This is a genomic window from Ekhidna algicida (genome assembly GCF_051379705.1).
In the GTDB taxonomy this organism is placed as follows: Bacteria; Bacteroidota; Bacteroidia; order Cytophagales; family Cyclobacteriaceae; genus Ekhidna.
On record NZ_CP179868.1, the window covers coordinates 2,271,762 to 2,285,574 of the forward strand.

Sequence of the window (13,813 nt, forward strand, 5' to 3'; positions counted from 1 at the left end):
ATACTTAAATGGAGACGTAATAATAAATTATATGTTTCATAAATGGAGATAAAATAAATTAGAACCGAATCGATTCCTTGGTTGTTGCCTATCAAACGAAGAAAAAATGAATCCATATTGTGATCCGGAAACCGGCATCTGTACTCCGTCTAGCTTCGAAGACCTTCAGTCGATTGGCCAGAAAAAGTTGACGGAGAAAACTGAAATCATTTACGTTGGCGATCCTATGTGTTCCTGGTGTTGGGGAATTTCTCCTGACTTGATTAAGCTCAGAGATTACTATCGAGATAAAGAAATAGGCTACCGAGTAGTGGTAGGCGGGCTCCGTCCGGGTGGTGGTGATCCATGGAATGATCAGATGAAAGACTTTCTAAAAGAACACTGGGGTCATGTCAATGAGATGAGCGGACAGCCATTTGGGTATAAGTTGATGGAATTGGATGATTTCAATTACGATACCGAGCCTGCGTGTAGAGCGGTAGTTGCTGCCCGGCCGCTAGTTGGAGATAGGGAAATGGAATTCTTCGAAGAAATTCAACGAAAGTTCTATGTGGAATCTGAGGACCCGGGAACAAGCCAATTCTATGAGAGCATCTGCAAAAAGCTTGAGATTGACTTCCAGAAATTCACGTCTCGGTTTGAAGATGAAGATGTTCGATATGAAACCAGAAATGAGTTTTCGCTTAACCGACAATGGGGAGTTCAAGGTTATCCCACCATGGTTTTGCTGCACCAAGATCAGCTCTTCATGATTGCTCACGGATATGCAACATTCGATCAAATGAAAGATCAAATTACTAAAACTATAGAGAAGGTAGCCGAAGGATAATTTATCCAAAAAGTGACTTAGGCAGTCAAAAAACCGGGCTCCCCCAATCATCATAACTTTATTTTCACTTTTAGTCAGAACCCTTAGGGGAGGCTGTAAGCGGTCAGTACTTAGCATCAACCAATTGATAACTGACCCAAAATGAAAACTAAAATTTCGATCATCACTTTAATCGCATTCAACCTCTGTTTTGCACAGAAGGTCGTTTACTTTCCTGGCTTTGAACTGATCAATATGGAGCCAACCAATGGCTTGCAGTATTCTACCTCCAAGCTTATCAAATCCTATATCGAGGACAACCATGACTACACCATCATGCTTGATGAGCGTATCGGGGCAGGCGGATATCTCGAGCGTGAGCCACTGTCTACTTCCGTTTCTAAAGCCACCGAAATGAATGCTCGCTACTTTATGACCGGAGAGATCCATTACCTCCAAGGCGTTTACATCATTTCGCTGGGTGTTTATGAAAGCACCACCCGTGAACAAGTATGGCACGATATGGCCAAAGGTGCAGCCGAGCAAGATCTGGACCCTCTACTTTCAAGACTTGGTCGCTCCTTCTTCACCAATCGTACAGCTAAAACAGATATTGAAATCGATGAAGTCACGGAATATGACCAACAAGGTGTGGAGCTTGCCCAGATCAAAGTGAACCACTTCATGGGTGTGATGCTTGGCGGGAAAGCCATTCCCAATGAAAGTATCCTTTCCGGATTTGGACTGGCCTACACGTACGATGCTTCTACTTTCCTTTTCAATTTGGACTTTGAGTTGTTCCCATCATCCAACCTTTCAGTCAACCATCGATCACCTGATCGTTCGTTGCATAGTGGAAATGCAAGCTTGGGTGTGACCTATCCACTTTCGAGAAAACGCACAACCTTCTACATCAATGGAGGTATGGAATATGGCTATACGCAAGTCAATGATACCGAGTATGACATTGAATATCACACCTCCCAATCGGGGATAGGCGCCTACTTCGGTGGAGGCTTAATGATCAATCGAAACTCTACAGTTAACTTGAGGATATTCACTGCCGTCTCGGTTCCATTTTACCGAGTGGACGACACCAATGTGACCGGAATCAAATTTGGCATTGTGACCTCCTTTGCGAGAAAAAGTAAGTGATCAATTTTCCCTAATCACTTTAGGTTCTTTAGAAACATATTCAGATGGAAGTTGCTTCAACAGTGCCTTTTTAAACAAATGGTAATCGACCGTGATCGTGTGTCGAGGAGTCTTTAGTTGATTGTAGTGTGGGTGATCGACTTCCTTTCGAACAAGTGATTCGATGTTTGACGGACGCTTCCATTTACCGGCGAGCTGCCTTCCAATGATCTTAGCCTGAAGTTCGGCTCCTGGCCAGATGCATCCAAGCGGTTGAAAAAGGCCGACGAAGAACAAGTTTGGATGCGTCGGATGGATCATTTTCAAATACAGAGGCACCGGACCTTCAGAATAGTTAATGAAGGAAGGATCCAGAAATGGATGTGCAATGATGAAACCCGTGCAGGCTATGATTACATCAAAGTCTTCTGAGCTGCCATCCTTAAAGTGCACAGTTTTACCTTCAAAATGATCAATATCCATCTTTGGATGAACTTTGCCGTGGCGTATACGATACAGCAATTCATCATTGATGGTAGGATGCGTTTGTCCAAATTTGTGATCCGGCTCCTGAAGGTTGTAGTTTTTATTTGGGCCTATGAATACACGAATGAGAAACTGCGAGAGCAGGCTTCTAAGTTTCACTGGTAGCCAAGTCATGCCTGAGCCCACAATATCTGATGGTTTTCCAAAAAAGAACTTCGGGATGATGCGATAGCCTCGTCTCCAGCTAATACTCGTTTTGGTACTCACCCTGCTGGTTTCGACAGCTACATCACAGGCAGAGTTGCCACCTCCGATGACTAGCACACGCTTGTCTTTAAATGGCTCAGCCTTTTTGAAATCATGAGAATGAATAAAGTCACCCGCAAACTTTCCCGGGTATTCGGGCATGCGCGGATTCCAATGGTGTCCATTGCAAACGATCAGGTCAGTGAAGGTCTCGGTTTGCTGACCGTTTTTGTTTTCTACCGTCACTTTCCATTCTGATTCAGTTACATGTTCGGCACTGACTACAGTTGTTTCAAACTCAATGTGATCGTTCAAGCCAAAGTGCGTGGCATAGCCTTGGAAATAGCTGGCCAACTGTTGATGAGAAGGATAATCTGAGACTTCTTCACCATGGTCTTCCCAAGTATAATCTTCGTATTGCGAGAGTGTTTTGGAGCTAATGATGTGTGTGGTTTCAAAGACGCTGGAGTGGCTCGGCTTCTCAGAATAAATCCAGTTGCCACCCACACGGTCGTTTCGATCGTAGCAAACTGCTTCGATACCTTCATCCAATACATTTTTAAGTGCAGTAATGCCGGAAGGCCCAGCTCCGATGACACATACTCTCCTCATGAGTAATTCTTTTCCCATGAAGATACGGAGAAGTGAGGAAAAACTACTCGATCACCTTAGGCCAGTTGGCCTCTCCTTGCTTGATGAAGTCGGTCTGATTGGCTTCCCACTTTTTCTGTATGCCTTTGCTGTAGTTGAGGTACAGCTTGTTGTCTACAATCTTCCAGGCTTTGGGATCGGATCGATACGTATACCCGTTACCAACTGCATATGCACAATAGCCACCAAATTGTGGCGCATACTTTTCCGGGTCAGCTTTGAACGCATCCAGGTTTTCCTGGGAGCTGAAATACCAGTCTGCTTCCATCCATTTCAGGCTGTAAGCTTCCTTGCCTTTCACGGGTTCAGCATTTACAAAATAGGCGACAGGATCGTATCCTTTGATTGCACCATCATTGGTGGTATAGATCGGGCTTTTTTGGGCGAATGCAATGATGCTAAAAAGAAGTAGAAGAATTGATCCGATGATTTTCATAGTAGTAAGGTAACGATGTGGAGAAAAAAAGGATAGTCTGTGAGGATATTTGTCGGCTGGGTGTCACAGGTTCTGAGATCCTTAGTACCTCAGCATGACATCACGGAATTAAGTGTAATACGCCAAATAAATGCCTCCAATTCTAAATCGAAGTGTCATCCTGAACCTGCCTGCCGAGAAAGGCAGGCGCAGCGAAGGATCTATGACAAAAAACGGGAATTAGGTATATTTGATATGTTTACCAACTAACCAATACTATGAAAAAGAAAATCTCTAAGCTGGTCGGGTTAAGCTTTTCGGAATTTGAAGAATTTATAGAATCAGGTCAAATCAAACTATCTAAGGCCAGGTTAATTCCCTTGCTTAAGATGGGGGATGAAATGGCGTTAACATCAATATTTCTTACTGCATTAAGGCTTGTGAAAGAGTTTAGATATCAAATCTTTAAAGATGCGAAGCTTAGTAAGGCTGGCAGGGCCTACTATTTTACGGAAATCTGTTTTCCAGACTTAAGTGAATCTAGGATTGATGGGCTTCTTATTATAGTTAGTGCAGGTAAAATTAAAGATGCGGCATTTTTTGAAATGAAGAATAAGAACAACAAAATCAATGCTGCTCAGATTGGAAAGTATTGCGACTTGGCAAAAAAGCTGGGAGCAGGTAATATGATTACAGTGTCAAATGAATTCGTATCAGAATCGAAATATGTTCCGTATGATTTAAAAGCACCTAAGTCGGTTTCACTTTATCACTACTCATGGACTTACATTTTAACGATATCTAAAATTTTGTTGCAAAAGAATCAAACCAATATTGACGATGATGATCAAACAGAAATAATGAAAGAAGTTGTAGCGTACCTCGAACATAAAGATTCTGGGGTCAGTGGGTTTACAAAGATGAAATCAGGCTGGAAGGAAGTTGTAGAAAAAATTATTTCAAATGCTCCAATTAAAGTGAATGATAAAATTGTTGAGGAGGCAGTACTCTCCTGGCAGCAAGAAGAAAAAGATATGGCATTGATGCTTAGTCGCGAGCTTGGTGTTTTAGTAGGGCAAGGCTTAAAATCAAAAAAACAAACAACCAGCGGCCTTTCTAAACAACTTGTTAATGACCATGTCTTATCCTCAAGCTTAAGTGTTGAGGGCTCTGTCTCTGATTTGGAAATTGAAGCAGTTATGGGCCGAAGGACTATTTCTATGGCAGTTATTGTTGATGCTCCACTAGATAAAGGAACTAAAGGGAAAGTCGGATGGATAGGAAGGCAGCTTGAAGGATGTCGGAAAAAGAACTCAGAAGGGTTTGAAGCAATAGAAAACTATATTTGGGTAGAGGCACAGATAAAATATACTTCTAACCACGAGAGGGTGAAATATGAAGACATTGATCAGCTTGCAGAGCTGGATAAATCAAAGGAAGTAGTAGCGTTCAAGATATGTTTAGTTGAAGATGCTGGAAGAAAATTTGATAGCGTAAAAAAGTTTGTAGAGACTATTGAAAGTATGCTTGTCGATTATTACCAAATTCTGGTGCAGAATTTATCAAATTGGGATAGGCCAGCGCCTAAGATTAAGGATTAACTCAAAACCCTTGCCGGCAGCATAAACAACGCTCGGATAAAAGCAAACACACCTTCTACTGCGAAACCTAAAAGCCGGAACGGCAGTAACAACAACCAAATGACTGGGTAAAATAGCAGCACGGCCAATGCTATCGGCCAGCATATCACAAGTAGTATAAACCAGAGTAGTAGTTTCATATAGTTGGTATACGTACTCAAAAATGGTGGAGTTATCTGCACGGAGATGTACAGTCTTTTGTCCAAAATCGAGCGATAAAACACAGTTATCGTCAAAGACTTGTAACACATTTTTCAACCCTCAATACAAGATGTAGCAATTAAAACAAGAACAATGAAAAAACGAATTGAAAGGATAGCCGTAAGTTTTGCTGAAAACCAAACACTTTATCATTTGATAAGTTATACCGACATTAACCAAACAACTTAAGCCGAATGAGTTCACTACACCGACTGGTATATACCAGCTTCCGAAAACCTAATTGCGACGAAAAAGAAATTCAAAACATACTTGAGTCCTGCAAAAAGAACAATCCCCAAAGAGACATTACTGGAATCCTACTTCATTCAGACAAGCGCTTCATTCAATATATAGAGGGACAAAAGGACGATGTTCTTGAGTTATACAACCTCATCAAAGATGATGACCGTCATACAAGTGTGAATCAGCGAAATTTAGAGCCAATTAACAAGCGTATTTTTCCTAGTTGGGAAATGGGCTATAAAGATGTTGACAAGATTGAATTTGATACGGAAGCTTCAGCCCAGGATCAAAAGACTTTCAACATGCTGATTAAAGATGAGCTTGATTTTGATGACAATGCGTTGAGAATTTTGCAACTTTTCTTCAAAATGGCTTAGCTCATTTTGTATCTTTAGATACATGAAGCTACCATTTTACCAAGTCGACGCTTTTACCGATCATTTATTTGCCGGAAATCCTGCAGCAGTTATCGAGATCGGAGATGAGTGGCCGATGGATGATGTTTTGCAAAAAATTGCGATTGAGAATAACCTTTCTGAGACCGCATTTTTTCAGAATCAGGGAGATTTTTTTGAACTACGATGGTTTACACCGGAGTTCGAAATCGATCTCTGTGGACACGCCACACTGGCATCTGCTCATGTGATTTACAACCATTTGGGATACAAAAAAGACCAGATTGACTTTGAGACAATGAGCGGACCATTGATTGTCAAACGAAAAGATCACCTACTTCAATTGGATTTTCCTTCCAGAAAACCTGAAGCAGCAGAAATGAAAGAAGGGTTGTTGAAAGCATTTTCCATTCCTCCGAGTGAGGTTCTCAAGTCTAGGGACTGGGTTTTGGTTTACGATAGTGAAGCGGACGTGCGTACTTTGAAGGTAAATGAGAGCCTGCTCAGCCCGGCACAGTTTGATAAGGGAGGAATTATATGCACAGCCAAAGGAGATGGAGTCGATTTTGTTTCACGCTTTTTCTTTCCGGGAGGCGCTTTGTTTGAGGATCCGGTTACAGGCTCGTCACATTGTTCGCTCATTCCATATTGGTCGGAAAAGCTGGGTAAGAATGAAATGATTGCTTATCAACTATCAGAGAGAAAAGGCTATCTCAACTGCACGGACCTTGGCGATCGTGTGCTGATCGCCGGGAATGCGGTCACATACATGACAGGAGAGATTGAGGTGTAAAAAAGGCCACCTGAATCAGATTAGTCAGTTATCCTGATCAGGCAGCCCACTCTACTATAATTCCAACTCAAATGGGAAAATTCGGATTGGCCAACACTTCGTCCAGCTGCTGGATGTGCCTCTGCGTATGTGCGCTGATAAAGACCAACCAGTGATACCCGCTGATTTCACCAAGCGGACCAAACTCTTTGTAATATCCTTTGAGGGGCTTTTCTACCGTATTCACATAATCCATGGTCTCACTTCGCTTCTTCTTGAATGAGGTGATAAAATCCTTCGCCGTTGCGAATTGACCTTCAGGTTGTATGTGTTCAGGAGCATTGAACTTTCGCTCTCGGTTTTGGAGAAAGCTGATAATAAAATCTACCCTTTCTTTCACATAAGCTTCAGTCTGAGGCTTGAAAGTGGTCGTGTCCATGGCATCTGCTCGGCCGACCAACGTTGCTTCTGTCTTAAAAATATGCTCACAAATTTCAGCCGGAGACCAGGTGGTTTCATTTGCTTTGAAAGTCCATTGATCTTCACTCAGACTTTTGATTCTACTAAATAGTTCTTTCTGAGATTGCTTCAGGTAGTTGTTGATATACTTCCGGTCTTCCTTAGTCAGGTCCCCTTCTTTCAAGGGAGAAAAGGATGAGCCAATGATCCAAACAATCATCAGCATCATAGTGCTTAAATACTTTTTCATGATGTTTTTTTATCCAATCCTACGGGCAGAGCAGATCAACAATCACGAAAATGGAAATTGAAAAGTTGAATGGTAGCTCTTTTCAGGCTGAATGGTCAGACGAAAGCCAGTGTTTTAATTCCGGACTTTTATAGCGACTGACAGAGATTGAATCTGAAAGATGTTTGAGCTGTAGTTTGAGCTTGTTGTTTACATCCTTTTGGACGGACGCAATGGCTGTTTTTGAAATGATGGTTTGGCGGTTGGCCCGGAAAAAATTTAGCGAAAGCTTCTCCTCCAGCTCATTTAAAGTTTCGTATTGTGTTACGATTTTGTTTCCATCATGATCTACCATAAAAACACATCCATTTTGGTGCATGAAGTAAGCTATTTCTACTTCATCAACGGTTCGCAGTTCACCATTTCTTACAATCGAAAGTTTAGCGGTGGAAGCAGCGAGCTTATTCAAGGTTAGCGAGTTTTTCTTCGAATAGCCACGAAGAATGAATACGCCGGTTTCAATCAATGAGATCATGAGACAAACACCAAGCAATCCTACAAACCTGAACGGATTCATGATGTATTGGAAGATGACCATCTGCAGAATACTGAGAATGGAGAAAATGATGGTACAATAGAATATGTTGGTTTTGATCAGGAGCCAAACGGAACCGTGATCATAGTTGAGTTTCGATTTGCTAGACAGTCTTCTGTAATTCCAGGTATTCGTTTCACAAATGAATAATCCATAAATCAGAAAAATTGAAAATGGAATCCAAGGAAACTGATAGTTTGAGGAAAAAGGCACTTGCTGATAGGTGATCAAGTGCGTCATGATAAACGCAAGCAATACCATCAGGCTTCTGCGAACGGTGTTGTCGCTTAGTTTGATTTTCTGATGGGGAAGCGCAATGGTCATATTATGAATTTAACCAGATTCTATTCTCAACCACCAACAATTTTACACCAACGGACTACAGAATCTCTACAATATGCCTCGCTACCTTCCCCGTTCCATCCCAGATTTGATGTCTGCAAGAAGTACCCGAGGCAAGGATGATCGTGTCTTCTTCTGCTTCCCTCACCTTCGGGAATAAGACGAGTTCTCCGATTTTCATTGATACCTCAAAATGCTCTTTTTCATAGCCAAAAGATCCGGCCATTCCACAGCAACCGCTTGGGATCATCTGAACTTTAAAGTTCTCAGCCGCCTTCAACACTTTCATGGTTGGAGTCATTGAGGAAAGCGCCTTTTGATGGCAATGGCCATGAACCAATATCTTTTTCTTTTCGTGAGAGAGATCCTCCGGCTTCAGCCTTCCGTCACCCAGCTCTTTCGCCAAAAACTCCTCTATCGTGAAAGTTCGCTCAGCTACTTTCACCGCATGATCTTTCTCTTTACCTCTTAGCAGGTCTGGATATTCATCACGAAAAGTGAGAATAGCGGAAGGCTCAATGCCAATCAGACAAACATCTTTTTTCAGTAAAGAATGAAAGAGATTCACATTCTCTTTGGCCAATTGTCGGGCTTCCTCCAACATGCCTTTGGACAGATAAGCTCTGCCGCTTATGGCATGGTTTGCAGCTCGCACTTCATAGCCCATACGATCCAGCAGCATGATGGCTTTCTTGCCAATCTCTACATCCAAATAGTTGGTAAACTCATCAAAAAAGAAATAGACTGTCTTTTTGGACTCTCGGTGTAAAGAATGAAATTTTTTATCAAACCAGGAGCGAAGGGTCTGATTAGCCATTTTAGGAATGGACCGCTTGCCAGCAAACCCCAACATCGGTTTAGACAAGTTTCTAGTCAGGTTAAATGCCCATGGCGCTTTTTCAAAACGATGCATGCTTTTGGCATAGCTGGCAATCATTTTGGTTCGGAAAGGAACACCATTCTCCTTGATGGTTTGATACTGCCATTCTGCTTTTAGCTTTCCCAAATCGACGTTAGAAGGGCACTCACTTTTGCAGCCTTTGCAGGAAAGACAGAGGTCCATGACTTCCTTAATCTCAGGTTGAATGAATGGATTTGATTCTTTCGAGCGTGTGAGCATTTCGCGCAGAATATTGGCCCTGGCTCGAGTGGTATCCTTTTCATCACGAGTAGCCTGATAGCTTGGACACATCGTCCCTCCTGTCAGTTCAGACTTGCGACAGTCGCCGGAACCATTACACAGCTCGGCTGAGCGTACGATTCCCTGATCTTCCGAAAAATCAAGTATGGTTTCATACTCCGGAGTGATTTGGTCTTTTTCATACCGCAGAGAAGTATCCATCGGAGCAGTGTCCACAATCTTGCCCGGATTGAAGATGTTATTCGGATCCCAGGCTTGCTTCACTTTTTTAAGCAACTGATAGTTTTCCTCTCCGATCATTTTAGGGATAAACTCTCCTCGCAGACGACCATCTCCATGCTCTCCGGAAAGGGAACCTTCATACTTCTTGACCAAAGCGGCGATCTCCTCAGCGATCGTACGAAAGAGTTTCACACCTTCTTCTGTTTTCAGATTGAGGTATGGACGAAGGTGTAATTCTCCCGAACCAGCGTGCGCATAGTGCACACTGTAGAGGTCATATTTTTGTAAGATTTTGTTGAAATCACCGATGTAATTAGGAAGGTCTTTTACATCTACTGCCGTGTCTTCAATAACCGGCGCAGGTTTGATATCTCCTGGAATATTGGATAACAAGCCAAGTCCGGCTTTACGTAGATTCCATACTTTGGGAATGTCATCACCCCGAATAATTGGGAAAGCATAACCCAGGCGTTGCTTGCCCAGCTCAGTCAGGAAATTGAGAATGCGGATGTCTACTTCCTTCTCAGTTTCTCCAATCAGTTCAACAACAAGTATTGCTTTAGGCTCACCTTCCACAAAGAATCGATTGGCAGCTTGCTCTTTGTTTCTGGCTGTTGCTTCCAGGATGTAATGATCCATCAGCTCACATGCATACGGCTGATAATTGAGCGCAATGAGGTTTGCTTTGAGGGTATCATCGATGCTTTTGCAGTGGATGCAGACCAGTCGTTTATAGCCTTCAGGTATTTTGGTGATCTTGAGTTTTGCCGCAGTGACGAATGCCAATGTTCCTTCAGAGCCAGCAATTAAAGAACAAAAGTTGAAGGGTTGTCCCTCTGGATTGAAAGGCTGCATTCGTGCCAACATATCCAAGGCATAACCGGTGTTTCTTCTCGGGATATTAGGTTTCGGAAATTCTTTTTTGATGCGCTCCAGATGTGTCTGATTCAAAAGAATTTCAGAGATGTTTTCATACAGCTGGGTTTCGAGTTCAGTCGATCCACGCAGATCTCCTGTTCCCTTAAAATGAGCTTGAGAACCATCAGAAAGAAAGGCCTTAACTTCTAGCAAGTGTTCACGCGTGCTTCCGTATACAACCGAATTTGAACCACAGCTATTGTTGCCAATCATTCCTCCAATCATGGCGCGGTTGGCTGTGGAGGTTTCCGGAGCGAAAAAGTAACCTTGCTTAGCAAGCTCTCGATTTAGCTCATCGCGCACGATACCTGGCTGCACCCAGACATATTCCTTTTCAACATTGACTTCAATGATCTTTGTAAAATGCTTGGAGACATCCACCACAATTCCTCCGCCTACTACCTGTCCTGCTAAGGAAGTGCCAGCAGTTCTTGGTATTAGGGAGGTTTTATTGGCTCTCGCAAAATGAATGAGCTTCTCAATATCCTCATCCGTTTTTGGAATAGCTACTGCTTGAGGAACTTCACGATAAGCCGAAGCATCAGTTGCATAGATGCGCTTAATGGCTTCATCGGAATAGAGTTGGCCCTTTAGCTCCTTTTTAAGGTCTGCGAAGTTCATGGTTCAAACCTACGAATGAATTTCAGAAAATTTCCAATCCAGATGTAACCTTCCGAAATTACTTCAGTTTCCCCGTCAGAATGCACCGAATGAACCTACTGGAAGACCACAATTTGATGTTGAAAGTGAAAGAAGGAGAAGTGGAAAAACTCAACCTTCTATACAAGCGATATAGCCGTCGATTCTTTGGATTCTTTTATGGAATGACCAGCGATGGAGCGACGAGTGAAGACCTGGTGCAAAACGTGTTTATGCGGATTTTGAAGTATAAGCACACCTATAAGGAAACAGGAGATTTCGAAGTGTGGGCGTTCCAGATGGCGCGTAATGTACATCACGATCATTATCGAAAGAACAAACGATATGCTTTTCAGGAGGACATGAATCCATATGAAGAGCGCTTGAGTGAAACCAAAAATCAGGAGGTAGAAATGGAACGATCAGATGAATTGAATTACCTAAAGAAAGCATTGGCCAGCCTTTCAGAAGAAAAAAGGGAACTGATCGAACTGGTGCGATTTCAGAAGGTCAAATACGCAAAAGTGGCAGAGATGCTGGGCGTAACTGAAAGTGCAATTAAGGTACGTGTGCATCGAATATTGAAAGAATTACGGGAGTCCTACATAAAACTGGACGCATGAAAATGAAGATAAATAAGAAAAAGGCAGAAGAACTGTGGCAGGATAAGCTGGCTGGCGACATCAGTGAGAATGAGGGAAAAGCTTTGCTGCAATTTCTCGAAGCAAATCCGGATGTAGCTGCCGAATTGGAAGATTTGGAGCAGACATGGGACCTCTTCGAGGAGATTAAGCGTCCAGAACCTTCCGAGAAGATGGATGCCCGATTTGAAGGAATGATGGCAGCCTATAAAGAAAAACAAAAAACCGTTCGTCCCAATGTCCTTGATTGGATCGTAGAGCGCATGACCAGGAGCTGGCAAGTAGGTTTGGCATCATTAGTAATGGGATTATTTATCGGCTGGTGGATGCTGCCTTCACAAAATCAAAAGGAAGACATCAAGCAATTGAGCAGTGAGATCCAGAGCATGAAAGAGATGATGATGCTCACTCTGATCGAACAGCCCAAAGCTCAGGAACGAATCCGCGCAGTAAATCTGGCTGCCGAATTGCCGCGTGCCGATGAGAAAGTAGTCAACGCATTAATCACTACACTCAACAACGATGAGAATGTAAACGTGAGGTTGGCGAGTCTGGAGTCACTGGTTCGATATGTAGATCAACCAAACGTGAGACAAGCACTTGTGGATGCGCTCACAACACAAGACTCACCATTGGTGCTAGTGGCCATTGCGGATGTGCTGGTGGCCATTCAGGAGAAATCTTCAGTAGAGGTACTTCAGAAATTGGAAGAAACCACAGAGGAAGGATTTGTAAAAGAGAAACTCAACGAAAGTATTAAAACGCTGAAAAGCACATAAAACTCAAAAGGACAATGAACTATTTAATCATATTAATGGCGCTGATTTTTCCTGACCTCAAGGAGGATAAGGTGGAAATCAACAAGACATACACGCTGACAAATCCGAGTGAAATGGCAGTGATTATCAACAATATCAATGGCGATGTAGAGGTGGAAACCTCTAATGATAACAAGGTCTATCTATCACTAGTCATCGAGATGTCAGCAAGTACAGACGCACTTCTTGCAAAGGCAAAGGAGGAATTGAAACTGGGAGAAATACAGACTGAAGACTCACTGATTTTCTTTACAAAAGCACCTTTTATCAAGAAATGCCGCTGGGGAAATGTCTCCGGTTACGACATACGGGAGCACCCGAAATATGACTTTAAATATCAATATAAGTTGAAGGTTCCAAAAAATGTAAAGCTGGAAGCAAAGACGATAAACAATGGAGATGTGTTGGTCGAGAATGTAAGTGGAGCCGTAAAAGCGTGCAATGTAAACGGAGCGGTAGAGATCAAAAATGCCAGAAAAGTCTTACAAGCATCCACTGTGAACGGCGATGTGACCATCAACTTTCTGGAAAGCCCGAAAGAAGCCATAGACTTCAACACGGTAAATGGAGATTTCAATTTCAAGCTCCCGAAAGACTTCAGCGCCAAGGTTTACTTCAATACCATGAACGGAGATATGTACACGGCATTCGACTATCAGACCATGAGTCCGAAAGTGGAGAGAAGCACAGAGAACGGAAAGTTTAAAATTGGAACCAAATCAGGAGTCCAGATTGGATCTGGTGGGCCTGAGCTTTCCTTCCGTAGTATAAACGGGAACGTTTATTTAAAAAAGAGTGAATAACCGCACGTAAGTGCA

The 13,813-nt window shown here is 42.6% G+C and carries 13 protein-coding genes; 8 read left to right on the forward strand and 5 right to left on the reverse strand.

Annotation, left to right across the window (positions count from 1 at the left end):
- Nucleotides 1–106: 106 nt before the first annotated feature.
- Nucleotides 107–829 (forward strand): DsbA family protein, encoded by a 723-nt coding sequence (locus tag ACL8WY_RS09875; protein WP_436514548.1) that lies wholly within the window; start codon nucleotides 107–109, stop codon nucleotides 827–829.
- Nucleotides 830–970: 141 nt separating this feature from the next.
- Nucleotides 971–1,963, forward strand: coding sequence for a hypothetical protein (locus ACL8WY_RS09880; protein ID WP_436514549.1), 993 nt, complete (start codon nucleotides 971–973; stop codon nucleotides 1,961–1,963).
- On the opposite strand, the gene ACL8WY_RS09885 is transcribed toward ACL8WY_RS09880, so the two are convergent.
- Both ACL8WY_RS09885 and ACL8WY_RS09890 read right to left on the reverse strand, forming a co-directional pair.
- The gene (locus ACL8WY_RS09885) at nucleotides 1,964–3,304 is read right to left on the reverse strand and encodes a flavin-containing monooxygenase (protein ID WP_436514550.1); all 1,341 of its coding nucleotides are present in this window, start codon (nucleotides 3,302–3,304) and stop codon (nucleotides 1,964–1,966) included. It abuts the gene before it with no gap.
- A gap of 25 nt (nucleotides 3,305–3,329) precedes the next feature.
- A complete protein-coding gene (locus ACL8WY_RS09890) occupies nucleotides 3,330–3,761 on the reverse strand; it encodes a YHS domain-containing (seleno)protein (protein ID WP_436514551.1) in 432 nt (143 codons plus the stop codon).
- 257 nt (nucleotides 3,762–4,018) lie between these two features.
- Here ACL8WY_RS09890 and ACL8WY_RS09895 point away from each other — a divergent pair, with 257 nt between their 5' ends.
- The 3 genes from ACL8WY_RS09895 (at nucleotide 4,019) to ACL8WY_RS09905 (ending at nucleotide 7,012) form a co-directional block, all read left to right on the forward strand.
- Entirely contained in the window at nucleotides 4,019–5,341 is a 1,323-nt protein-coding gene (locus ACL8WY_RS09895) for a hypothetical protein (RefSeq protein ID WP_436514552.1), read from the forward strand.
- 434 nt (nucleotides 5,342–5,775) lie between these two features.
- Nucleotides 5,776–6,201 (forward strand): BLUF domain-containing protein, encoded by a 426-nt coding sequence (locus ACL8WY_RS09900; protein ID WP_436514553.1) that lies wholly within the window; start codon nucleotides 5,776–5,778, stop codon nucleotides 6,199–6,201.
- Nucleotides 6,202–6,223: 22 nt separating this feature from the next.
- Nucleotides 6,224–7,012 carry a PhzF family phenazine biosynthesis protein gene (locus ACL8WY_RS09905; protein ID WP_436514554.1) on the forward strand — a complete coding sequence of 263 codons (789 nt, stop codon included), beginning with the start codon at nucleotides 6,224–6,226 and terminating at the stop codon, nucleotides 7,010–7,012.
- Between the two features lie 67 nt (nucleotides 7,013–7,079).
- On the opposite strand, the gene ACL8WY_RS09910 is transcribed toward ACL8WY_RS09905, so the two are convergent.
- The 3 genes from ACL8WY_RS09910 to ACL8WY_RS09920 all read right to left on the reverse strand — a co-directional run bounded on the left by ACL8WY_RS09910 (nucleotide 7,080) and on the right by ACL8WY_RS09920 (nucleotide 11,518).
- Nucleotides 7,080–7,700: a DinB family protein gene (locus tag ACL8WY_RS09910; protein WP_436514555.1), complete on the reverse strand. Its 621-nt coding sequence runs from the start codon at nucleotides 7,698–7,700 to the stop codon at nucleotides 7,080–7,082.
- 82 nt (nucleotides 7,701–7,782) lie between these two features.
- Nucleotides 7,783–8,598 carry a LytTR family transcriptional regulator DNA-binding domain-containing protein gene (locus tag ACL8WY_RS09915; protein ID WP_436514556.1) on the reverse strand — a complete coding sequence of 272 codons (816 nt, stop codon included), beginning with the start codon at nucleotides 8,596–8,598 and terminating at the stop codon, nucleotides 7,783–7,785.
- A 55-nt stretch (nucleotides 8,599–8,653) separates the two neighbouring features.
- Nucleotides 8,654–11,518, reverse strand: coding sequence for an FAD-binding and (Fe-S)-binding domain-containing protein (locus ACL8WY_RS09920; protein WP_436514557.1), 2,865 nt, complete (start codon nucleotides 11,516–11,518; stop codon nucleotides 8,654–8,656).
- An 89-nt stretch (nucleotides 11,519–11,607) separates the two neighbouring features.
- Between ACL8WY_RS09920 and ACL8WY_RS09925 the strand changes: the two genes are divergently transcribed.
- The 3 genes from ACL8WY_RS09925 to ACL8WY_RS09935 are packed head-to-tail and all read left to right on the forward strand — an operon-like array spanning nucleotide 11,608 to nucleotide 13,798.
- Entirely contained in the window at nucleotides 11,608–12,159 is a 552-nt protein-coding gene (locus ACL8WY_RS09925; RefSeq protein ID WP_436514558.1) for an RNA polymerase sigma factor, read from the forward strand.
- Nucleotides 12,156–12,956 (forward strand): HEAT repeat domain-containing protein, encoded by an 801-nt coding sequence (locus tag ACL8WY_RS09930; protein WP_436514559.1) that lies wholly within the window; start codon nucleotides 12,156–12,158, stop codon nucleotides 12,954–12,956. Before ACL8WY_RS09925 ends, ACL8WY_RS09930 begins: the two co-directional genes overlap by 4 nt.
- Before the next feature lie 14 nt (nucleotides 12,957–12,970).
- Complete coding sequence (locus ACL8WY_RS09935; RefSeq protein WP_436514560.1) at nucleotides 12,971–13,798, forward strand: DUF4097 family beta strand repeat-containing protein; 828 nt, start codon at nucleotides 12,971–12,973, stop codon at nucleotides 13,796–13,798.
- Nucleotides 13,799–13,813: the final 15 nt, after the last annotated feature.

Coding starts and splice junctions, on each gene's coding strand:
- ACL8WY_RS09875 (WP_436514548.1), top strand. CDS start 107: ATGAATCCATATTGTGATCCGGAAACCGGCATCTGTACTCCGTCTAGC.
- ACL8WY_RS09880 (WP_436514549.1), top strand. CDS start 971: ATGAAAACTAAAATTTCGATCATCACTTTAATCGCATTCAACCTCTGT.
- ACL8WY_RS09885 (WP_436514550.1), bottom strand. CDS start 3,304: ATGGGAAAAGAATTACTCATGAGGAGAGTATGTGTCATCGGAGCTGGG.
- ACL8WY_RS09890 (WP_436514551.1), bottom strand. CDS start 3,761: ATGAAAATCATCGGATCAATTCTTCTACTTCTTTTTAGCATCATTGCA.
- ACL8WY_RS09895 (WP_436514552.1), top strand. CDS start 4,019: ATGAAAAAGAAAATCTCTAAGCTGGTCGGGTTAAGCTTTTCGGAATTT.
- ACL8WY_RS09900 (WP_436514553.1), top strand. CDS start 5,776: ATGAGTTCACTACACCGACTGGTATATACCAGCTTCCGAAAACCTAAT.
- ACL8WY_RS09905 (WP_436514554.1), top strand. CDS start 6,224: ATGAAGCTACCATTTTACCAAGTCGACGCTTTTACCGATCATTTATTT.
- ACL8WY_RS09910 (WP_436514555.1), bottom strand. CDS start 7,700: ATGAAAAAGTATTTAAGCACTATGATGCTGATGATTGTTTGGATCATT.
- ACL8WY_RS09915 (WP_436514556.1), bottom strand. CDS start 8,598: ATGACCATTGCGCTTCCCCATCAGAAAATCAAACTAAGCGACAACACC.
- ACL8WY_RS09920 (WP_436514557.1), bottom strand. CDS start 11,518: ATGAACTTCGCAGACCTTAAAAAGGAGCTAAAGGGCCAACTCTATTCC.
- ACL8WY_RS09925 (WP_436514558.1), top strand. CDS start 11,608: ATGAACCTACTGGAAGACCACAATTTGATGTTGAAAGTGAAAGAAGGA.
- ACL8WY_RS09930 (WP_436514559.1), top strand. CDS start 12,156: ATGAAAATGAAGATAAATAAGAAAAAGGCAGAAGAACTGTGGCAGGAT.
- ACL8WY_RS09935 (WP_436514560.1), top strand. CDS start 12,971: ATGAACTATTTAATCATATTAATGGCGCTGATTTTTCCTGACCTCAAG.